The sequence below is a fragment of the Thermodesulfovibrionales bacterium genome (assembly GCA_026417875.1).
In the GTDB taxonomy this organism is placed as follows: domain Bacteria; phylum Nitrospirota; class Thermodesulfovibrionia; order Thermodesulfovibrionales; family CALJEL01; genus CALJEL01.
Genome location: JAOACK010000034.1, coordinates 1 through 20,126 on the forward strand (window position 1 = coordinate 1; position 20,126 = coordinate 20,126).

Here is a 20,126-nt window from a genome sequence, read left to right on the forward strand (position 1 = left end):
CTCTAACCGGAGGCCATGAAGCTGGTCACGGGACAGTGTCTGGCGGGCAGTTTGACTGGGGCGGTCGCCTCCTAAAGGGTAACGGAGGCGTCCAAAGGTCACCTCAGGCTGGACGGAAACCAGCCGTTGAGTGCAAAGGCATAAGGTGGCTTAACTGTGAGGCTGACGAGCCGAGCAGGTGGGAAACCAGGGCTTAGTGATCCGGTGGCACTGAGTGGAAGGGCCATCGCTCAACGGATAAAAGGTACGCCGGGGATAACAGGCTGATCGGGCCCAAGAGTTCACATCGACGGCCCGGTTTGGCACCTCGATGTCGACTCATCGCATCCTGGGGCTGAAGTAGGTCCCAAGGGTTGGGCTGTTCGCCCATTAAAGCGGTACGTGAGTTGGGTTCAGAACGTCGTGAGACAGTTCGGTCCCTATCTGCTGTGGCCGGAGGAGACTTGAGGGGAGCTGTCCCTAGTACGAGAGGACCGGGACGGACGGACCTCTAGTGTTCCAGTTGTCCTGCCAGGGGCAATGCTGGGTAGCTATGTCCGGAAGGGATAACCGCTGAAGGCATCTAAGCGGGAAGCCCACCCCGAGATAAGGTCTCCCTGAAGGGTCCTGGTAGACTACCAGGTAGATAGGCTGGAGGTGTAAGCACCGTAAGGTGTTGAGCCGACCAGTACTAATAACCCGTTTGACTTGACCTCTTAAACCATGTTGTCAAATTTGATTTTTTAGGATTTATTTTGTAAAATAAAATAGAATTTTGCGGTGGCGATACCGGAGGGGAAACACCCGTTCCCATCCCGAACACGGCAGTTAAGCCCTCCAGGGCCGATGATACTATGACCGGTGAGGTCATGGGAAAGTAGGTCGCCGCCGCATTTTAATTTTCAGGATTAATTCCAAAGTCCCTGACTGTAAGAATACTCCAGAAAGGGTAGCCTAAGGCCTCTATATTCTGCCTTCCATTTTGCTCGCACCTGTCAAGAAGGGCTATCACACCGACAATTATTAATCCTGCTGCCTTTGCCACATTGATTGCCTTTATTGTTGATGCTCCTGTTGTTACAACATCATCAATTATTATCACTCTGTTACCCTCTTTTACATTGCCTTCAATCTGTGACATTGTGCCGTGACCTTTTGGTTCTTTCCTTATTACAAATGCCTCTATTGGCTCATTCATATCATAGGAATATCTGGCAACGGCAAAGGCAATTGGGTCAGCTCCCATGGTAAGTCCACCAATGGCATCTACCTTTAAACCCAGCTCTTTAATTTTTTCAAAAATAAGCTTTCCTACTAGATAAAGACCTGCAGGGCTGTAGGTAGTCTGTTTTAGATTGAAGTAATAATTACTGTAAATACCCGATGAAAGCCTGAAAGGCTTTTCACTGTATTTATACGAGCGGATTTTAATCAGTTCTATAAGTCTTTCCCTATCGTTCATTAAACTTTAAAATGTATAATTTATAACAGAGGTTTTGTTTTTGCTGTCAAACTCATATTACCTCATGTGTTTAATTAAGTCAATATTGGTTTCTGAAAAAGTTTATCTAATGCAAATAAGTTTAGAGGGATTTTTTCGGTCTCAAGAATTGAAGCTGTAATTTTATCTGGTATAATTAAATTATGAAGTGCAGGGTTTGTGAAGGGGTTCTAGAGCTTCAGATGGATTGAAGATCAGTATATCTGAGCTGCAGGTCCTGCGGCAGGATATATAAAATCAGTGAATATTTAGATGAGATTGATGAAAAGACCTGGCAGCTTATTTCCTTAAGACCAGCAAACAGGGTATAAAAGAGTATAAATGGAAGATCAAGAATACAGAAACATTATCTGCAAAAGATTCTGCAGTTATTATAAATCTGGAAAAGAAAGTCTATCATGTGGTGCTTTTAATTTTTTAAAACTCTCTTTAACACCAGGAGAATTAAAAGGCTTGATTGAAAATAAACTCTTTACTCCTCTTGCTATTGAGGATAATGAACTATGTAAAAGTTGTAAATTCAGCCTTAATGACTGTGATTTCCATGCCGGCCTCTCTGAGATACCCTGCGGAGGATATAGGATTGTAAAGATTCTGAAAGAAAGGAATAGATTACAGTTCAGATAGTTCATGAATAAACTTCAAATGATCTCAAAAGAATACGGCTCACTCATGCATACCTTCAGCGCGAGAACAATCGATAATTTAAGGCACCAGGCTTTTTTCAGGGTACTTATGCCTGCCATATCTAAATTTATCGATGATAATGTGGAAAAGGAAATCAAAAAAGACTCCCTTGCCATAAAACTTATCTTTGATGCCTTCAACCTTGAAAGAAAGGTCTCAAAGACTGAATTTGATAAAATTATTGAAAAGACCAAAAGGATTGATGAAGAATTTCTCGAGAAAACCAGCTCCGTTCCTCTTTCGTTAAAGATTCCCTATAATGAGGTCGAAGAATTAAGAAGAAGAAGGATAGAAACCCTTGCAAGATTTGTCTGCACCATACTCCATCACTGGATGGATGAAGAAAGCCTTCACAGTGCTATCAGACTTGCTTATAAAAAAGAAGACCTCAAAAAACTTATATTTAATATTCTCCATCTTTATAATCTTGAGACAAAGATTCTCTCCAGTTCTGTTAAACTTCCCTTGATCTTGAAGCCGGCGAAGGAATCCCTCTCAAGAGCACTTTTTGATACAATGGAGTCTGTAGCCAGAGAAATAGCAGAAGAATGGAGTGCAAGATTTTTTACTTAATAGTCCTCAGCCTTGGGTCAAGACTATCCCTTAGCGTCTCTCCAACAAGATTGTAACTAAGTGTTGTTATAAATATTGCAAGTCCAGGAAAAAAGGAAAGCCACCAGGCAACCTCTATATGGTCCTTACCAGAACTTAGGATATTTCCCCAACTCGGCTCTGGTGGCCTTATGCCAAATCCAAGAAAAGAAAGAGCAGACTCAGTCAGGATTGCACCTGCTATGCCGAATACTGCAGCCACGAATACCGGTGCAAGGCTGTTTGGAAGTATATGCCTGAATATAATCCTGATATTATTAAGCCCCAGCGCCCTTGCTGCAAGTACAAATTCTCTCTCCCTGAGTGTAAGAAACTCTGCCCTTACAAGTCTTGCCACATCCATCCAGCCGGTAAGTCCGATAATTATCATTATGGTCCATATGCTCTGCTCCACTATTATGACAACTGCCAGTATAAGAAATATGGTCGGAAAGGTCAGCATTATATCAACAAATCTCATCAAGATGGAATCAACCCTGCCACCATAATAACCTGCCAGGGCTCCTACAATCATTCCTGTGAAAACTGCAATTGAGACAGCAACAAAACCCACACTTAGCGATACTCGGACACCATAAATCATTCGTGATAGTACATCTCTTCCGAGCTCATCTGTTCCAAAGGGATGTTTAAGGCTTGGTGGTGAAAGTACATTGTCCACATCTATCTCTGTGGGTGAATAGGGAGCTATATAAGGTGCAAAAAGGGCAACTGCTAAGAGCAGGATTATTATTAAAAGGGCAGCCAGGGAAACAGGATTATTTCTGAAATTTTCAATAATACCGGTCATCCCTTCTGACCCACCCTTATCCTTGGATCAACAAGGGCATAGGCGATGTCTGCAATTAGATTGCCAAGCAGCGTAAGTAAAGCAATTATGACAAGCATTCCCATGACAACAGGATAATCCCTTGCCATTGCAGATGAGTAATAAAGCTGACCCATCCCAGGAATGGCGAATATAGTCTCAAATATTACGCTGCCACCAATAAGACCTGGTATAGAAAGACCAAGTATAGTCACCACCGGAAGCAATGCATTTCTAAGTCCGTGTCTGAATATAACTGTTTTTTCTGGCAGGCCTTTTGCCCTTGCTGTTCTTATGTAATCCTGCCTTAAAACCTCGAGCATGCTCGACCGGCTGTATCTTGAAAGCCCTGCTATACCGCCTGTGGCAGCAACCAGTACAGGAAGGATGAGATGTCTTGCTACATCTATTACTCTTTCAAAGAAGGTCATACCTTCTGTCTCTATACTCTGGATACCCGAGATAGGAAGCCAGCCGAGCTCAACACCAAAAAGTATCATCAAAAGAAGTGCGAGCCAGAAATGGGGAACAGAGAATCCTGCAAAGACAAATACAGTGGTTATCCTGTCAAAAAGCGAATTCCTCTTCCAGGCAGAAAAAACTCCGATGGGTAAGGCAAAGAGAAAGATTACTGTCATGGAAAGAATATTTATTGAAAGTGTGATAGGTAACCTCTCTTTTATCTTATCTATTACCTTTCTCTGGTCAACAAAGGATTCTCCGAAATCAAGCCTTAGAAATCTCTTGAGCCATTCAAAGTACTGGATGTGGAGTGGCTTATCAAGACCGTATAGTTTCTTAAGATTCTCCCTAGCCTCCGGGGACGCCTTTATATTCAGTTCTGTCTGACTTTCAACAGGACCACCAGGTGCAAGGTGAATAACAATGAAGGTGATCACTGTTATTCCAAAGAGAATGGGTACCATCGCAAGAAGGCGTTTAAAGATATATACCTTCATTGGCCTTCCATTAAAAGAAATAATGCAGATTCATTCAATCTAACATGTGAGAGATGAAACCTGAAGACCTGAATGTTCTAATTCTCCCAGCCCCAGCGAGCTGATTATTGATCTGAATATATAAAGCCCATCGGTATTACCGAGTATCTCCTCAGAAGCCCTTTCAGGATGGGGCATCATCCCGAGGATATTGCCCTCCTTGTTAATTATTCCTGCAATATTGTCTAAAGAGCCGTTTGGATTTGCCTGCTCATTTACAGCACCGTCACTGGTACAATAACGAAAAACGATCTGATTATTATCCCTTAATTCCTTTAGAACCTCAGGCGTGGCAAAGTAGTTTCCCTCACCATGAGCAATTGGAATCTTTAAGACCTGACCCCTTGTGCATTCACTGGTAAAGGGTGTTTTATTATTTTCCACCCTTATATATACATCTCTACAGATAAATCTGAGACCTCTGTTACGAAGCATTGCCCCTGGAAGGAGCCTCGCCTCAAGTAGTATCTGGAAACCATTGCATATGCCTATAACCAGACCACCATTCTGAGCAAAACGTTTCACTGCCTTCATTATAGGAGAGAATCTAGCAATTGCACCAGTCCTAAGGTAATCACCGTATGAAAAACCTCCGGGAAGGACAATCACCTTAAAGGAAGGATCTATTGTCTCCTCCTGATGCCATATAAACTGAACCGGCTGTCCGAGTACGTGCTTGAGCACGTGATAGCAGTCATGGTCACAGTTGCTTCCAGGAAATACAACAACTCCAAACATCAGACCCCTCCCGGGCCCATCAGCTTCTTCAGGCAATAACCCTGCCCTCTGATAAGATACATCTGTCTGTAACCTTTTCCGGACCCTCTCCTATTTCAAAATGATAATCTTCAATCACCGTGTTGGCAAGAAGGCTCTCACACATCTCCTTAAGAGACTTCTGTGCCTCTTCGAGAGTCAGTCCTTCAAGCTCTATCTCTATTAGCTTTCCAACCCTCACATCCTTTATTCCCCTGAAACCAAGATGCTCAAGACCTGACTGCACGGCCTTTCCCTGGGGATCGAGTACACCTTTTTTTAATGTCACATAGACCCTTGCCTTCATGAGTTATTTTAACACAACTGCTAATGTAAAAATCTTTTTAAGCCGGCCTTTTTCCTGTGGTAAAATAATTTATGAATGATTGTCCTTGCATCCTAAAAAAAATATACCCGAAAATATAAAGAATTTACTGAAAATTTTTCAACCCTCTACGTTGATGAGAACTCGGGAGAATGGATTTCGTGGCTCTATGAGAAATATTGTTGTTCATGAATATCTTGATATAAGATGGTAAAGAATTAAGAAATTTCTTGAGGATGTGGAATCGGTCTTTTTGTTAAGAACATTAAGGATTTTAAGGAAATAAAAAATTCTTTCTCTCTGATATAATAATCCTCTGGAGTTAGAAATGGCACTTCTTGATCTATTCAAAAAAGGTCTTGAAAAGACAAAAAAAGGCCTCATCGAACGGATGGGCTCCCTGTTCAGTGTTTCTATGAATGAAAGTTCATTTGAGCAGCTAGAGGAGGCATTACTGCTTGCCGATGTTGGTCCAAAGGCAACAGTAGAACTTCTTGGAACCTTAAGGGAAGAGGCAAAAAGAAGCAATCACAGGGATATTAGAGAGCTTTTAAGGGAAAGCATGCTGAAGCTCCTTGGCGCACCGGTGCATTTAAATATACCTGAAACCCCGCCTGCTGTAATACTCATGGTTGGAGTAAATGGTGTAGGAAAGACAACAACAATTGGAAAACTGAGTCATAGATTCAGGTTAGAGGGTAAAAAGGTCATCATCGCTGCATCCGATACATTCAGGGCTGCTGCAATTGAGCAGCTTGAGGTATGGGCAAAAAGAACTGATGCCCAGCTCATAAAACACCAGATGGGTTCTGATCCTGCAGCAGTTGCCTTTGACGCAATTCAATCAGCAAGGGCAAGGAATGCAGAAGTTGTAATAATAGATACAGCTGGCAGACTCCATACAAAGAGCCCACTGATGGAAGAGCTGAAAAAGATAAAAAGGGTTATTCAGAAAGCCATTCCAGAGGCACCCCATGAGAGCCTTCTTGTTCTTGATGCGACTACGGGTCAGAATGCCCTCAATCAGGCGAGACTATTCAATGACGCCATAGGTGTCACCGGCATTGCCCTCACAAAACTTGATGGCACGTCAAAGGGCGGGATGGTCTTTGCAATAAAAAAAGAACTCAATATACCTGTAAAATTAATAGGCCTTGGTGAAGGAATTGAAGACCTTGCGGACTTTAAACCTGAAGAATTTGTGGATGCCCTTCTTCAATAAAATAATTAAAAGCCCGCCTTAGAACCCTTCTGCCTTAATGTAACAAAAAATTAACAATCTTTTAATAATGATGTAATAACAAAAATGTTTAATAAAAATATGGAGATTGTAGAAGGACTCCAAACTACAATGGTTAAATGTCCTGTATGCGATTCAGAGGCTGTGTATAGATATGGAAAAATTAGGGGAAGGCAAAGGTACCAGTGCATCATGTGCGGAAGACAGTTTATTAACGGGGCAAAAAAACAGGAAATACAGGGCAGACCTGTATGCCCGAGATGTGGCAAGCTTATGAATCTCTACAGAATTGAAGGAGATATTATAAGATTCAGATGCTCTGATTATCCCGCATGCAGGACCTTTAAAAAATTCTTGATCAAGGAGGTATAGATAATGAATTATTATATTCATAACATACCAGGCAGATTGAGAATTAAGAGCCCTGTTATCAAGAATAACAGGTCAGCAGCTGATGACATAAGAAAGAGTCTGAGTTCCCTTTATGGAATAGCCACAGTTGAAATTAACATGATTACAGGTAGCCTTCTTGTTAATTACAATCATAAAATGATCAAACATACAGATATAATTGATATTCTCGAAAGAAAAGGTTATTTTGATTCCTCTAAAGCTATAACAAATGATGAATATATACATAAAGCCGCATCAAAGGCAGGAGCCGTTATAGGAAAATCTCTTTTCAGTACCTTTGCAGGAATGGCTTTAGAAAGAACACCTCTGTCCTTCCTGACAATATTGATTTAATTATTAAGGGGATTTTTTCATATTATTTATTAGATTCTCAACCCTTCTCGTTACGAGAACAGGAAGAAAGTCTTTTATCCTTGCAGTTCTTTTGAACTCCTTCAACACTCCCTCATAAGTTTTCTGCACATCCTGGAATGCCAAACCGGTTTTCATTACCAGTGATGCAATTGCATCAAAATGAACCTTTCTCTCCTTTTCATCCTCATATAAACTGATATCTGAGTCAGACGTTTGAAAGGATTGTGCCTCTTTTTTGTTCAGGTGATTTGCTCTCTCAGCATTTCTGTCATTATCGGATATCATAGCCACTTTAATCTTTTAAAAAGAATATACATAAAAATAGCCGGAATAACAGATAGTATAATAATTACAATTAAGGTTGTATATTGACCAAGAAAGGTCCATGGATTTTCACTTCCACCCGGGAGATTAATATTCATGCCATAGAATGTACCCAGAATGGTTGCAGGTATGGAAAGTGTAAATACAATGGTTAAAAGTGCCAGAATCTTGTTTGTTCTGTCTGAACTTATAATGAAGTCCGTGTCTTTATAAATTTCTATTGTCTCTTTGCACTCCTCGAGAATCGTCCATGCCCTGTCTACATAGTCAGAAAGATCTCCAAAATATACATCCATACCACTGTCTGAAAATCTCTGAATTCTTTTTTCAAGGTCATGAATAACAACCCTGAGAGATGTAACAACCCTTCTTATATTGGCTATATTATGCCTTAGCTCTGTAACCTCTCTTACAGCATCAGTGGATTCATCAAATACCTTTTCCTCAATCCTTTCTATGTCAGCAATTACTTTTTGCAGCATGAGCATTATATTCTTTATAAGGGCATGGATTATTTTGTAGAGAAGAAAGGACGGTGACCTGCCGAGATATTCATTATAGGCCTCTTCGTCTTCTTTACAGAGAGAAAAAATCCTGTTTATGGGCTTCAATTCTCCTGAATGGACAGTGACAAGAAAGTCTTTACCAAGAAAAATCCCAACCTGGGATGGTATGGAAAACCTCTTTTCCTTTATATATCTTGGAAAATGAAGAATAATAAAAAGATAATCCTTATAAATGTCTATTTTAGGTATCTGGGTTTTTGAAATACAGTCTTCTATATCTAAAGGATGAAAACGGTATCTCTCAAGGAGGGCATTTAGTATAGAAGCAGAGGGGTTATCGATATTAATCCAAAGGAAGTTTTTACCCCATATGCTTTTCAGATTCAGGCCAACTTCGAAATCTACTGCGTTATCTTCCATAATAGCCACCTATTTCAACATCTCTGCCTTATCAGTCAATTCCCAGGGAAGACCTATATCCATTCTACCAACATGTCCGTAGGAAGCAAGCTTTCTGTAAAAGCCTCCCTTGATAGTAGATGGCATATACCTGAGGTTAAATTGCTTTATTATCCCTGCTGGTCTGAAGTCAAAAAATATGTTTATGCGCCTTGCTATCTCCTCATCAGGTATTTTGCCTGTGCCGAATGTCTCTATCTGTATACTTACAGGTCTGGAGATTCCTATGGAATAACTAAGCTGGACTTCACATTCATCAGCAAGGCCTGCTGCCACTATATTTTTTGCTGCATAACGGGCTGCATAGGCTCCTACCCTGTCAATCCTTAAGGGATCCTTGCCGCTGAGAGCTGAACCACTGTGTCTTGCATATTCACCATAAGTGTCAACAGCATTCTTTCTTCCTGTAAGACCTGAATGAACAAGGGGCCCTCCCGGGATAACAGGGCCTTCAGGATTTATAAATATAGATGTTCTGTCATCCATCTTTATATCCTCATCATGAAGCGCAGGCTTTATTACATATTCAATGATGTCTTCCCTCAAACGTTTGGGATCAGGTTTTTCGCTTGACTGGCTGACAATTATTGTTATTGAATGAATACGATGGGGTCTTCCATTTTTGTATTCTACACCCACCTGTGTCTTTCCATCAGGTTCGAGATAGGAGAGTATATTCTGGAACCTGACCGAGGTCAGGCGTCTAGAGAGTTTATGGGCTAGCCAGATCGGCATAGGCATGTAAGAAGCCGTTTGATTACAGGCAAACCCAAATACAGTGGCCTGGTCAAAGGCTGGTATTCTTTCTATTTCCTCCTCAGTGAGCTCTTTTTCATCAAAATAGTTGTGCTCATGTCTTAATTCCTTTATGCTTGTAAGAATACTGCAGCTTCTTGCATTAAAGCCATTTCCTGTGTAGCCAACCTGATTTATTACTTGTCTTGCTATATTTGGAAAGTCTACAACAGCGCTGGATTCAAATCTTGCTGCTATGAAAACAACATTTGTAAATATGGCACATTCTGCCCTTATCCTTGAGAAAGGGTCCCTCTGCAGGAAATGGTCAACTATGGAATCACTTATCTGGTCACAGAGCTTGTCAGGATGACCCTCTGTTACAGATTCTGATATAAATATAAAATCTCTTTTCATGAGTTACTCTTGTTTGCAAGGAGTTTTTTAGTAGATTCATTAACCATTAAGGGAATCACTGCACCTGTTCCTACGACCAGAGCATCCATGAGACCGATTGGAACGACACCCAGAAGCCTCCTCAAGCCAGGAATAGCCATTGATAGAATCTGTAAAATAAATGAGCCACCAAGGGCAAGGTTCAGATATCTGTTAGAAGCTAATTTTTCTTTGTCAAAAATTGAATAATTTTCTGAACGACAGCTTATGGCATGAAGAAGCTGACCCAGTGTTAGGGTCATAAAAGCAATACTACCTGCTCTTGTACCCAAACCGTATCTTGCAATACCGTAACCATATGCACCAAGTGCACCAGCTGATAACATAGCTGATTCAAAGGTTATTCTTTTAAAATCCGAGGATTTCAAAATAGGGTCATCCTTCTTTCGGGGAGGATGTATTAAAATGTCAGGCTCAGGGGGTTCTAGGGCAAGTGCAAGACCAGGAGCTATGTCAGAAACCAGATTGAGCCAGAGCAGTTGCATTGCATTAAGTGGCTGCCCCATACCTGCTGATATAGCTGAGAACATGACCATTATCTCACTTAAATTTGTGGCAAGAAGAAAGCGGAGAGATTTTCTGATATTATTGTAAACTGCTCTTCCATGACCTATGGCAATTATTATTGTTTCAAGTCTGTCGTCTTCAACAACAACATCTGCGACTTCTCTTGCTACATCTGTACCGGTGTTTCCCATAGCAATACCTATATCTGCAGCCTTGAGTGCAGGACCGTCATTTATTCCATCCCCGGTCATTGCTACGACCTTACCTGCACTCTGCAGAGCTTTAACTATTTGGAGTTTATGAGCAGGACTCACCCTAGAAAAGACATGAACATTTTTCAATATTGCTTTCATTATTTCAGGTTCTATATTTACCAGATTTGTTGAATCGAGAATTTCAAGGTGTGTTCCCCTGCTGAGGTTCAACTCTCTGCCAATCGCATAGGCTGTGGGAGACTGATCACCGGTAATCATTATTGTTTCTATGCCCGCTCTGTGAAAGGCATTTATCAATTCCTTTACTCCGTCCCGTATGGGATCAGCCATACCCACCAGTCCAAGCCAGATAAACTCAATCTCCTTCGCTAGGAACTCAGGATAAATTTCGGATTTTAGCTTGCTTAATAAAGAATTATTTAAATCTCCATCTATAAAACCATAGGCCACACCGAGTATCCTGAGACCATTACATGCCATCCTTTCATTTTCCATTTCTATAGTAAGCCTTTCTTCATCATTAAGAGGGATCCTTACTCCATCCTTCATGTAGAAATTACAGAGTGATAGTACTTCTGACGGACTACCTTTTATAGCAACAATCATCCCTTCTGGCTTTTTACTTCCTGATACCTTTATACTGTGTAGAGTAACCATGTAATTTCTCTTTTCTGAGCGGTGATATATTTTTAAACGGGGAAACTTCTTTCTGATTTTTATTACATCTACTTTTGCACTTATTGCCATATAAATCAGGGCATTTTCTGTAGAGGTGCCGTTCACAATGTATTTATCATCTTGCCGAAGTACCTCGCTCTCGTTGCAGAGAGTGCAGACATGTATGAGCCTGAGAAGTTCATCATTTTCATAGGCATTAAGTATTGAATTATTTATATCCTTTTCTACCTTACCAGTTGAGCTAGATAATATAAAAGACCCATCAACTACATTTAATCTTTTCATGCCGGTAAATATAGTAACTACAGCCATTCTATTAAAAGTTATAGTTCCTGTTTTATCAAGACATATGGTCTGGATAGAACCAAGGGTTTCCACTGCCTCTAAATGCCTTATAATTACGCCATGCCGCCGCATCTTTCTTATTCCAAGTGCAAGGGTTGTGGTAGCCACTGCCGGAAGTCCTTCTGGAACTGCAGCAACTGCTAGGGATATGGATGTTTTGAGCATCTGGAGCAAGCCGTATCCCCTTAAAATTCCTATAAGAAATACAAGCCCGCAAACAGCCATACCTATGAATACTAGCTGCCCGCTGATCTTTCTTAGCTGTCTTTCCATGGGTGTTTCAGGAGCTCTCACTTCTGAAATCAGAGTCTGTATCTTTCCTATCTCCGTGAAACTTCCTGTGGCTACAACTACCCCTAAACCCTGACCACCTGTAACAAGTGTTCCTCTATATACCATATTGATTCTATCTGCAAGGGGAACATACTTGTGAGAACCAGGCTCTGAGCCGTTCGATTTAATTACCTCATGAGTCTTAAGCACTGGCATGCTTTCTCCAGTAAGTGCTGACTCATCAACACTAAGGTTATGAGCCTCTAATAATCTCGCATCAGCTGGTACAAAACTGCCAGGTCTAAGAACAATTATATCTCCCGGAACTATTTCCTCTACGCCCACTTCCCTCTGGATTCCATCCCTGATAACCAGGGCATAGGGTCTGATAAGACTTTTCAGTGAATGGATGGTTTTTTCTGCCTGACTCTCTGTGAGATAACCTATTGTGGAATTTATCGTTACAACTGCCATAATAATAATCGCATCAGCTAGCCCTCCCGTAAGCAAAGAAATTACTGCAGCAGCGCCCAGAAGAGCAACAGGCAGTGATTTAAACTGATCGATAAAGATACTTATACCTGAACGAGGCACTGATTCGGGAAGTATGTTGGGTCCGTATTTTTTGAGATTTTCTCTGGCTGAAAGCTCTGAGAGACCGTAATTCCTGTCGGTATTAAAGATTTTTAAAACTCTTTCAGATTCAATAAGATGCCATGGCTCGGTAATCTGTTTTTCAGCATGGGAAATCAGTCTCCTTAGCTTTCTGTTTTTAATCTCACCCGTTTTTTTATGAGATGAGGATTTAAGAGTTTTTCTGTCATTACTGAAATTAGTCTTATTGTAGACTATTACAGCTTCTTTTATAACGGAGGCTATGACATGAGGTGAATTATCAGAATTAAAGTAAACGAGGATGTTTCCCGTGAGTATATTAATAGAAAAATTTTTTATACCTTCTTTTTCTGAAAGTTTTAATGTAAGAAATTTCTTTAATGACTCTGAACGATAAAGCCCCCTTACTTTATACCTTGCCCTTCCCTTTATGGAATGTAAGATCTGAACCATTGACAGGAATTTTCATATTTTATTGCTTACTGTTAAGTCTCCTTTACTGTTTCTCCAGAGGGTGTTTTTACTTTTGGAATGGCTGCTCCAGCAATCTCCTTTACACCCTCAACTACGCCAATTAGCATTTCTTTAACAGCCATAAGGGCCGTATTTCCTATAGTTCCTGCAGTCTCTATTGCTCCGCTAACCGCTACCTTTGCTACTTCTTCTACATCACCGCCTATTTCCTTTGTTGCCTCTATAACACCATCAACTGCCCTTCTTGCAACAAGGGCTACATCTGCGCCTATTTCTGCTGCGCCTCTTACAGCACCCCTTACCGTCTGGCTGGCTGCTGAAACTACATCACCACCTACCTCTGCCACTCCCATGACAACACCCTTTGCAATGCTCTTTGTGCTTAAAATAAGCCCTGTCCCTACCTCTTCTGTGGCCTGAATGCTTCCTTTTACTATATCTTTTATGATGTTTAAGCTTTCATTAGCTACAGTGCCTGTTGCCTTCAGAGTATTTGAAACAGTATTTTTTGCCAGACTTACAATCTCTGCCTCAATCTCTCCTATACCCCTCAGACTGTTTATAACACCCTCTTTAATTGTGGTACCAGCCTTACCAAGACCAGTGCCACTTTCCATACCCTCTGCTATTTTTTGATTTGTCATTTTGGACACCTCCTTTGTAGTAGAGTTTTTGTTGTTAGTATCGAGGCCTATAATTATTCGCTTTTGCCCTTTAACAGTATGTTAAAGGCATACCAGAAAGCTGTGTACCATGCAGGTGCTATAAAGTTGCCTCTTGCAATCTGGTACAGACCAAAAGAAACCAAAATAATAAAAGATAAAGCTGCTAGGTCCATTTCTCCGTTTGTCATATCCTTAAAATGCCTGTTAAGTTCCTGGAAAAGGTCTGTTAACCTCTTATGGAAATTAGATGGATATTTATGATTATCATTAATCTTAAAAAAGCCTTTTTCTTCTGCGTATCTTATTATGTTGCCTCTATCACCATCATAGATAAAAAGAACACTTCCAGTAACTGGATTAAATTCTATCCTTTCTATTCCCTTAACTGTTGCCATATGTCCTGAAAGAGAAATAAAGTACTCTACATCGCCCTTTTTTGATGGTATCTTTAATCTCATCCGTCCTGCAGTCTTGTGGATACAGAAAGCATCAGGTATATCAGGCACCTTTTTCGCCCTCAGCTGTCTCTTTATGTGTCTCTGCCATCTCAGCTTTTACCTCAGCCACAAGATCCTCAACTAACTCACTCACCTCTGCAAAGGTTTCTTTACCCTTCTCATAAAGAATGATGCCTCCTTTTATAGCAGCCTTTGCAATCGGTTTTGCAGCACCCGCAAGTACCGGGATAACAACAGGTGCAAGGATGGCAGCACCAATTCCTATGGCAAGACCGCTCAATATATTGCCCTTCCAGTCATTGTTAAAGATTGCCATTGCCTACCTCCCTACTTTGTTCTTGATAGTTAAATATTATAGTTAAACAAACCTTTCAGTCTATATTTTTTTTCATTACTTTCCTAAGGCTTAAAAAATAAGGTTTAATAAAAATTTAACTTACTTTTCATGATTCTTTAATAACTTAGTGTTTAAATATAAATGTAAAGATTAAAAACTTAAGGAGGGTAAGATGATTGATTACAGAATAATACATCACAGTCCAGGATTGCTAAAGGTTGAGATTCCTGCCATTAAGAATATTTCTCGCATAAAGTTAAAACAAATTTCTTCTTACATAACCGTACCTGAAGGAATAAGGAGCATAAGGCCAGATATATTTAAAGGTATTGTGGTCATTAAATACGAAGACGGCAAGATAGATATTCTTAATCATTTACAACATTTTTTATCCAAGAAAGAGATTCAGAACTATATCAATGAAGATTAAAGTTAACAGATGCCCGAATCTCATGAAGTCATCAGTATGTGTGGCTCACGTAACAATTTATATGCCCAGTGCATTTCAGCTCAAAGAGTATTGTATGACAGAACTACACAAAAAATGTCCTTTCAATATACTGAAAAAAAACTCTAATCCTTTAATCCATTGCCAGAAGTGATTTTTTAATCTCCACGGGCCGCCTTTCTGAATTTCCCTTTAATTTATAATGCCTTTTTTAAAACTAAGTCTTACCTTGCTGAAAATATACTCTCTATGATATTTTATTGAAGCAAAAAAGAAATATTGAATGATAAAGATGCAAGAAGATATTTACAGAGTCCTTAATCAGATAACCGATTTTATCTACGAACACTACCAGGAAGATATCCAGGACGCCCATGAACTCTTCTGGGAAGAGGAGAGACCTGAGGAGTTACTTCATGGCATGCTCCTTGATATAGGAGAGCTTAACTTTGATGACTGGCTCACCATAGATTACAGAAATCCCTACGGAGAAAGTTTTATAGAGCTTTATGAGAAATATTCAGAGCCTGATGTAGATAAAGATATTATAAATGCACTTAAGGAAAGCAGGATAAGTCTATATGAGGTAGAGGGTGTTGAAGATGGCAGAATAAAACTCAGGGACCTTCTGAGAAATACTGTCTTTTATCCTGACTGGCAGTTACCTGATAGTCAGCTGAAAACAGGTGATCTCTTTGCAACAAGGTTTATCAGACTGAATGAAAGATTCTTCATGGGTAAATGCATCTATCCTTTCCATAGCACACTAAAGGAGGAAATTTTAAGATACCTGGACATGCAGTATAATCGATATCTAAAAAATGAAAATCCGAACGGTGACATAGAATCCTTTTTAAAGGATGCATCAAGTGTATTTAATACAATATGGATAACCTTTGTGGCAGGCAGAGGATGAGAATGCCCAAAAAGACCATCAAGGACTGGCCTCCCGAGGAAAGACCCCGTGAAAGACTAATTAAAGACGGACCCGAAGGTCTTTCTGATAGTCAGCTCCTTGCCATTATTCTAAGAACCGGCGAGAGCGGAAAAACAGCCATCGAGCTTTCCATAGAACTCATTGATAGATTCAGAAGCCTTGAAGGATTAAGTAACGCCTCTTTAAAGGAACTCCAAGAAATAAAGGGCATGGGAACAGCAAAGATTGCTCAGCTCCGTGCTGCCTTTGAGCTTGGAAGGCGCCTAATGAGAGAGAGAGCAAAAACAGAACTCGCCTTTTCAAATCCGCAGAAGGTCTATGAGTACTTCAGTCCAAGGTTCAAGGGAATGAAGAAAGAGGTTTTTTACTGTGCGATGCTTGATGCAAAAAACAGACTCATAAGAGAACTTAAGATATCAGAGGGCACACTTACAAACTCACTGATCCATCCACGGGAGGCATTTAAAGAAGCAATAAAGGAATCTGCCCATTCTGTTATATTCATTCACAACCATCCAAGTGGTGATCCATCACCGAGCCCTGATGATCTTAAGGTAACAGAGGTGTTAGTTGAAGCAGGAAGAATTATTGGGATTAAGGTACTTGACCATGTGATAATAGGTGATGGAAAATATATGAGTCTTTTGGGAAGACAGGGTCGATAGTAATACACTCTGTAAAGAGTGATGGGTTTAATCTTTGATAATTCTCATCACCTTAAATCATAAATTATAAGACATTAAAGATCAGGAGGAAATATGGCAGTCATTAAAAGAGCATTAATAAGCGTATCAGACAAAAGAGGGATTGTAGAATTTGCAAAGGCACTCAGTTCTATGGGAGTGGAGATTATCTCTACGGGAGGCACAAGAAAGAGCCTTCTTGATGCAGGAATACAAGCTATTGAGATAGGTGAATATACTGGATTTCCAGAGATGCTTGAGGGAAGACTCAAGACCCTGCATCCAAAGGTTCATGGAGGACTTCTTGCAAAAAGGGATAATCCCGAACACCTTGAGATGCTCAAAAAACACAATATTGGACTTATTGATATGGTGGTCGTAAACCTCTATCCCTTTGAGACAGTTACAGCCCGACCTGATGTGACCTTTGATGAGGCAATAGAAAATATAGACATCGGTGGACCCACAATGCTTAGGTCAGCGGCAAAGAATTTTAAGGATGTTGTTGTTATAGTTGACCCTGATGATTATGGCTCAGTAATTGAGGAATTGAGGTCAAGGAATGGTGAAATAAGCTATGAGACAAAACTCAGACTTGCAAAAAAGGTTTTTGCCCATACATCAAGATATGATGCAATTATATCAAATTATCTTGATCGTGTAACTGGAGAGACATTTCCTCCCTATTTCATCATGCCTCTTAAGAAGGTCTCTGGTCTAAGATACGGTGAGAATCCCCATCAGAAGGCATGTCTTTATGATGATGGTCTTGGAGGACTGAGCCTTGTTGATGCAGAGATACTGCAGGGAAAGGAGATGTCCTTTAATAACTATCTTGATGCCCATGCAGCACTTATGCTTGCCCTTGAGTTTGACAGGCCTTGCTGTGTAATAATCAAGCATAATAATCCCTGTGGTGTAGCCATAGCTGACAGTACAAAGGATGCTTACATAAAAGCCTGTAAGACTGATCCTATCTCTGCATTTGGTGGTGTCCTTGCTTTTAATGTTCCAGTGGACGGTGCAGCAGCAGAAGAAATCATAAAGCTTTTTGTTGAGGTCATAATAGCTCCTGATTTTGACAGGTCTGCAAAAGAGATTTTCTCACAGAAACCTAACATAAGACTGCTCAGGCTTCCTGACCTGAAAAAACCCCTTAAAGGGTGGGAAATGAAGAGGATAGCTGGAGGAATGCTTATCCAGGACTGGGATACCATGAAGGTGGATGTAAAAAATCTCAAGGCAGTTACAAAACGTCAGCCAACACCGGATGAATACGAGGCGCTGGAATTTGCCTGGAGGGTTGTTAAACATGTAAAATCGAACTCAATTGTATATGCCCTGAAGGACAGGACAGTTGGAATCGGTGTCGGTCAGACAAGCAGGGTCTATTCAGCAAGGATAGGTGCAATGCTTGCACAGGAACCAGTAAAGGGCTGCGTTGCAGCCTCTGATGGATTCTTTCCCTTTAGAGATGGAATTGATGTCCTACATGAGGCAGGTGTGACAGCGGTAATTCAGCCAGGCGGTTCACTTAAGGACGAAGAGGTTATAAAGGCTGCTGATGAGCATGGAATGGCGATGCTAATCACCGGGGTGAGGCATTTCAGGCACTGATATGAGATCATTCAAGGAAATAAAAGAGAGATACCGGTTCACAGAAGAGGACAGGCGGAGATTGCAGGAACTGAGACCTCTTATGACCTCCTATGTTGATGAGGTCATGGACAGCCTCAGCAGCTGGATAATGTCTGACAGGGAGGCATCCAGATTCTTTACTGATGAGACAAAGAAGAAGCACATCTTCTCAAGTCAGAAAACATGGTTTCTTGATCTTTTTTCAGGCATCTATGACCACAGGTATTTTGAGAGACTCATAAGGATTGGTTCTGTTCATGTAAAATCAAATGTGGATGCCCATTTCATGAACAGGTCTATAAACATCATCCGCAATACCTGCATAAACATGATCCTTAACAGGATTGAGGAGCCTCCTGAAGAAAAGACAAAGAAGATCATATCCTTTGAAAAGATCCTTGATATAAATCTTGATGTTATAACTTCAGCATATATTGAGGAGGAGATAAAGACCTATTCGCCAGTCTATAAACTCAAAAGCACCCTTGTAGATTTTGCAGAGAAATTCTCACAATCCATGAACCTTATATTAATCCTTGCCCTTATAGGACTCACCCTAGGGGTGATCTTGCTTTTTGTAAATGATCTAAAAGGACTTCTTCACGGTGAACTCTATCACGGTATAATCTCATCACTTGGTTCACTTCTAATACTCTGGGTAATGATTGAGCTCATGAACACAGAGATATCCCATTTAAAGGGAGGCAAATTCCACATAAGTATATTTATAGGAGTTGCCCTTGTAACCCTGATAAGGGAAACAATGATAGCAACCTTAAAACATGAAAGACCGGAAACAATATACTATCTCATTGCAGCCATACTTGTTATAGGCTTTATATACTGGCTTGTTGTAAAGGCAGAGGAGAAGAAAAGATGAAGGTTCTTGTAATTGGTGGCGGTGGAAGGGAACATGCCATCGTGTGGAAACTGAGCCAGTCGGATTTGGTGGATAAAATATACTGCCTTCCTGGAAATGCAGGCATTTCAGAGATAGCAGAATGTGTGGAGCTGAGTCCGGGAGACTTTTCATCCATACTTGACTTCGTAAAATATGAATGGATTGACCTAACAATAGTTGGTCCTGAGGAGCCACTTGCAAAAGGAATAGTTGATGCATTCCAGAAAGAGGGCAGAAGAATAGTAGGACCATCCCGGGTAGCTGCACAGCTTGAGAGCTCAAAGGTTTTCGCAAAGGAATTCATGAAAAGGCATAACATTGCCACCGCTCCTTACAGGGTCTTCACCTCCTATCTCCATGCCGAAGACTATATAAAATTCAAAGGTGCACCCATTGTTGTAAAGGCAGAAGGTCTTGCAGCAGGCAAAGGAGTTTTTGTATGTAAAACAATTGATGAGGCAATAGAGGCAGTAAGGCTAATAATGAAAGAACAGGTCTTCGGCAAGGCAGGCGAGAGGGTTGTCATAGAGGACTACCTTGAGGGCGAGGAAGCCTCTTTCATGGCATTTACAGATGGAAAAACCCTTATTCCAATGGTGAGCTCCCAGGACCATAAAAGGGTCTTTGACAATGACGAGGGTCCAAACACAGGAGGAATGGGTGCCTACAGTCCTGCTCCTGTTGTTACAGAGCAAGTAAAGAAAAAGGTTATGTCAAAGATACTTCTACCCCTGATGAAAGGGCTGAGACAGGAGGGAATAGAATACAGAGGAGCTGTCTCTTATACACATCTCCGAG

The 20,126-nt window shown here is 40.7% G+C and carries 23 protein-coding genes and 2 rRNA genes; 13 read left to right on the top strand and 12 right to left on the bottom strand.

What is annotated here, in order from left to right; genetic code table 11:
- Both N2257_07010 and rrf read left to right on the top strand, forming a co-directional pair.
- A 23S ribosomal RNA gene (locus N2257_07010) occupies positions 1-695 on the top strand; the annotation flags it as partial.
- Positions 696-755: 60 nt separating this feature from the next.
- A 5S ribosomal RNA gene (gene rrf, locus N2257_07015) occupies positions 756-873 on the top strand.
- Between the two features lies 1 nt (position 874).
- Here rrf and pyrE read toward each other — a convergent pair.
- Entirely contained in the window at positions 875-1,441 is a 567-nt protein-coding gene (pyrE, locus tag N2257_07020) for an orotate phosphoribosyltransferase (GenBank protein MCX7794134.1), read from the bottom strand.
- 360 nt (positions 1,442-1,801) lie between these two features.
- Between pyrE and N2257_07025 the strand changes: the two genes are divergently transcribed.
- On the top strand, positions 1,802-2,107 hold the full coding sequence (locus N2257_07025; GenBank protein ID MCX7794135.1) for a hypothetical protein: 306 nt from the start codon (positions 1,802-1,804) through the stop codon (positions 2,105-2,107).
- Between the two features lie 3 nt (positions 2,108-2,110).
- Positions 2,111-2,740, top strand: coding sequence for a hypothetical protein (locus N2257_07030; GenBank protein MCX7794136.1), 630 nt, complete (start codon positions 2,111-2,113; stop codon positions 2,738-2,740).
- Here N2257_07030 and N2257_07035 read toward each other — a convergent pair.
- Genes N2257_07035 through purS form a run of 4 tightly spaced genes read right to left on the bottom strand, consistent with a single transcriptional unit; the run spans position 2,733 to position 5,648 of the window.
- Positions 2,733-3,569 carry an ABC transporter permease gene (locus tag N2257_07035; protein ID MCX7794137.1) on the bottom strand — a complete coding sequence of 279 codons (837 nt, stop codon included), beginning with the start codon at positions 3,567-3,569 and terminating at the stop codon, positions 2,733-2,735. The two genes, N2257_07030 and N2257_07035, sit on opposite strands and share 8 nt — an antisense overlap.
- Positions 3,566-4,546, bottom strand: coding sequence for an ABC transporter permease (locus N2257_07040; GenBank protein MCX7794138.1), 981 nt, complete (start codon positions 4,544-4,546; stop codon positions 3,566-3,568). The genes N2257_07035 and N2257_07040 overlap by 4 nt, the downstream gene beginning before the upstream one ends.
- 39 nt (positions 4,547-4,585) lie before the next feature.
- A complete protein-coding gene (gene purQ, locus N2257_07045; protein ID MCX7794139.1) occupies positions 4,586-5,326 on the bottom strand; it encodes a phosphoribosylformylglycinamidine synthase subunit PurQ in 741 nt (246 codons plus the stop codon).
- 25 nt (positions 5,327-5,351) lie between these two features.
- The gene (gene purS / locus N2257_07050) at positions 5,352-5,648 is read right to left on the bottom strand and encodes a phosphoribosylformylglycinamidine synthase subunit PurS (protein MCX7794140.1); all 297 of its coding nucleotides are present in this window, start codon (positions 5,646-5,648) and stop codon (positions 5,352-5,354) included.
- 346 nt (positions 5,649-5,994) lie between these two features.
- Between purS and ftsY the strand changes: the two genes are divergently transcribed.
- The 3 genes from ftsY (at position 5,995) to N2257_07065 (ending at position 7,653) form a co-directional block, all read left to right on the top strand.
- Positions 5,995-6,888 (top strand): signal recognition particle-docking protein FtsY, encoded by an 894-nt coding sequence (gene ftsY, locus N2257_07055; GenBank protein MCX7794141.1) that lies wholly within the window; start codon positions 5,995-5,997, stop codon positions 6,886-6,888.
- Positions 6,889-6,987: 99 nt separating this feature from the next.
- Positions 6,988-7,278 (top strand): hypothetical protein, encoded by a 291-nt coding sequence (locus N2257_07060; GenBank protein ID MCX7794142.1) that lies wholly within the window; start codon positions 6,988-6,990, stop codon positions 7,276-7,278.
- A 3-nt stretch (positions 7,279-7,281) separates the two neighbouring features.
- A complete protein-coding gene (locus tag N2257_07065; protein ID MCX7794143.1) occupies positions 7,282-7,653 on the top strand; it encodes a hypothetical protein in 372 nt (123 codons plus the stop codon).
- A gap of 3 nt (positions 7,654-7,656) precedes the next feature.
- Here N2257_07065 and N2257_07070 read toward each other — a convergent pair whose 3' ends face one another.
- Genes N2257_07070 through N2257_07100 form a run of 7 tightly spaced genes read right to left on the bottom strand, consistent with a single transcriptional unit; the run spans position 7,657 to position 14,700 of the window.
- Entirely contained in the window at positions 7,657-7,959 is a 303-nt protein-coding gene (locus tag N2257_07070) for a DUF3562 domain-containing protein (GenBank protein ID MCX7794144.1), read from the bottom strand.
- Positions 7,956-8,924 (bottom strand): magnesium transporter CorA family protein, encoded by a 969-nt coding sequence (locus N2257_07075; GenBank protein ID MCX7794145.1) that lies wholly within the window; start codon positions 8,922-8,924, stop codon positions 7,956-7,958. Before N2257_07075 ends, N2257_07070 begins: the two co-directional genes overlap by 4 nt.
- 9 nt (positions 8,925-8,933) lie before the next feature.
- The gene (gene metK / locus N2257_07080; protein ID MCX7794146.1) at positions 8,934-10,115 is read right to left on the bottom strand and encodes a methionine adenosyltransferase; all 1,182 of its coding nucleotides are present in this window, start codon (positions 10,113-10,115) and stop codon (positions 8,934-8,936) included.
- Positions 10,112-13,240: a cation-transporting P-type ATPase gene (locus N2257_07085; protein ID MCX7794147.1), complete on the bottom strand. Its 3,129-nt coding sequence runs from the start codon at positions 13,238-13,240 to the stop codon at positions 10,112-10,114. The genes metK and N2257_07085 overlap by 4 nt, the downstream gene beginning before the upstream one ends.
- A gap of 32 nt (positions 13,241-13,272) precedes the next feature.
- Complete coding sequence (locus N2257_07090; protein ID MCX7794148.1) at positions 13,273-13,905, bottom strand: hypothetical protein; 633 nt, start codon at positions 13,903-13,905, stop codon at positions 13,273-13,275.
- A 53-nt stretch (positions 13,906-13,958) separates the two neighbouring features.
- Positions 13,959-14,432: a hypothetical protein gene (locus N2257_07095; protein MCX7794149.1), complete on the bottom strand. Its 474-nt coding sequence runs from the start codon at positions 14,430-14,432 to the stop codon at positions 13,959-13,961.
- Positions 14,425-14,700: a DUF5132 domain-containing protein gene (locus N2257_07100; protein MCX7794150.1), complete on the bottom strand. Its 276-nt coding sequence runs from the start codon at positions 14,698-14,700 to the stop codon at positions 14,425-14,427. Before N2257_07100 ends, N2257_07095 begins: the two co-directional genes overlap by 8 nt.
- A 193-nt stretch (positions 14,701-14,893) precedes the next feature.
- On the opposite strand from N2257_07100, the gene N2257_07105 reads away from it, so the two are divergent.
- The 6 genes from N2257_07105 to purD all read left to right on the top strand — a co-directional run.
- Entirely contained in the window at positions 14,894-15,151 is a 258-nt protein-coding gene (locus N2257_07105) for a hypothetical protein (GenBank protein ID MCX7794151.1), read from the top strand.
- Positions 15,152-15,452: 301 nt separating this feature from the next.
- Entirely contained in the window at positions 15,453-16,085 is a 633-nt protein-coding gene (locus N2257_07110) for a hypothetical protein (GenBank protein MCX7794152.1), read from the top strand.
- Positions 16,086-16,087: 2 nt separating this feature from the next.
- On the top strand, positions 16,088-16,771 hold the full coding sequence (radC, locus tag N2257_07115; GenBank protein MCX7794153.1) for a DNA repair protein RadC: 684 nt from the start codon (positions 16,088-16,090) through the stop codon (positions 16,769-16,771).
- A gap of 93 nt (positions 16,772-16,864) precedes the next feature.
- Entirely contained in the window at positions 16,865-18,406 is a 1,542-nt protein-coding gene (gene purH, locus N2257_07120; GenBank protein ID MCX7794154.1) for a bifunctional phosphoribosylaminoimidazolecarboxamide formyltransferase/IMP cyclohydrolase, read from the top strand.
- 1 nt (position 18,407) lies between these two features.
- On the top strand, positions 18,408-19,307 hold the full coding sequence (locus N2257_07125; GenBank protein MCX7794155.1) for a protoglobin domain-containing protein: 900 nt from the start codon (positions 18,408-18,410) through the stop codon (positions 19,305-19,307).
- A partial coding sequence (gene purD, locus N2257_07130) for a phosphoribosylamine--glycine ligase (GenBank protein MCX7794156.1) occupies positions 19,304-20,126 on the top strand: 823 nt, incomplete at its 3' end. The genes N2257_07125 and purD, both read left to right, overlap by 4 nt.

Coding starts and splice junctions, on each gene's coding strand:
- pyrE (MCX7794134.1), bottom strand. CDS start 1,441: ATGAACGATAGGGAAAGACTTATAGAACTGATTAAAATCCGCTCGTAT.
- N2257_07025 (MCX7794135.1), top strand. CDS start 1,802: ATGGAAGATCAAGAATACAGAAACATTATCTGCAAAAGATTCTGCAGT.
- N2257_07030 (MCX7794136.1), top strand. CDS start 2,111: ATGAATAAACTTCAAATGATCTCAAAAGAATACGGCTCACTCATGCAT.
- N2257_07035 (MCX7794137.1), bottom strand. CDS start 3,569: ATGACCGGTATTATTGAAAATTTCAGAAATAATCCTGTTTCCCTGGCT.
- N2257_07040 (MCX7794138.1), bottom strand. CDS start 4,546: ATGAAGGTATATATCTTTAAACGCCTTCTTGCGATGGTACCCATTCTC.
- purS (MCX7794140.1), bottom strand. CDS start 5,648: ATGAAGGCAAGGGTCTATGTGACATTAAAAAAAGGTGTACTCGATCCC.
- ftsY (MCX7794141.1), top strand. CDS start 5,995: ATGGCACTTCTTGATCTATTCAAAAAAGGTCTTGAAAAGACAAAAAAA.
- N2257_07060 (MCX7794142.1), top strand. CDS start 6,988: ATGGAGATTGTAGAAGGACTCCAAACTACAATGGTTAAATGTCCTGTA.
- N2257_07065 (MCX7794143.1), top strand. CDS start 7,282: ATGAATTATTATATTCATAACATACCAGGCAGATTGAGAATTAAGAGC.
- N2257_07070 (MCX7794144.1), bottom strand. CDS start 7,959: ATGATATCCGATAATGACAGAAATGCTGAGAGAGCAAATCACCTGAAC.
- N2257_07075 (MCX7794145.1), bottom strand. CDS start 8,924: ATGGAAGATAACGCAGTAGATTTCGAAGTTGGCCTGAATCTGAAAAGC.
- metK (MCX7794146.1), bottom strand. CDS start 10,115: ATGAAAAGAGATTTTATATTTATATCAGAATCTGTAACAGAGGGTCAT.
- N2257_07085 (MCX7794147.1), bottom strand. CDS start 13,240: ATGGTTCAGATCTTACATTCCATAAAGGGAAGGGCAAGGTATAAAGTA.
- N2257_07090 (MCX7794148.1), bottom strand. CDS start 13,905: ATGACAAATCAAAAAATAGCAGAGGGTATGGAAAGTGGCACTGGTCTT.
- N2257_07100 (MCX7794150.1), bottom strand. CDS start 14,700: ATGGCAATCTTTAACAATGACTGGAAGGGCAATATATTGAGCGGTCTT.
- N2257_07105 (MCX7794151.1), top strand. CDS start 14,894: ATGATTGATTACAGAATAATACATCACAGTCCAGGATTGCTAAAGGTT.
- N2257_07110 (MCX7794152.1), top strand. CDS start 15,453: ATGATAAAGATGCAAGAAGATATTTACAGAGTCCTTAATCAGATAACC.
- radC (MCX7794153.1), top strand. CDS start 16,088: ATGCCCAAAAAGACCATCAAGGACTGGCCTCCCGAGGAAAGACCCCGT.
- purH (MCX7794154.1), top strand. CDS start 16,865: ATGGCAGTCATTAAAAGAGCATTAATAAGCGTATCAGACAAAAGAGGG.
- N2257_07125 (MCX7794155.1), top strand. CDS start 18,408: ATGAGATCATTCAAGGAAATAAAAGAGAGATACCGGTTCACAGAAGAG.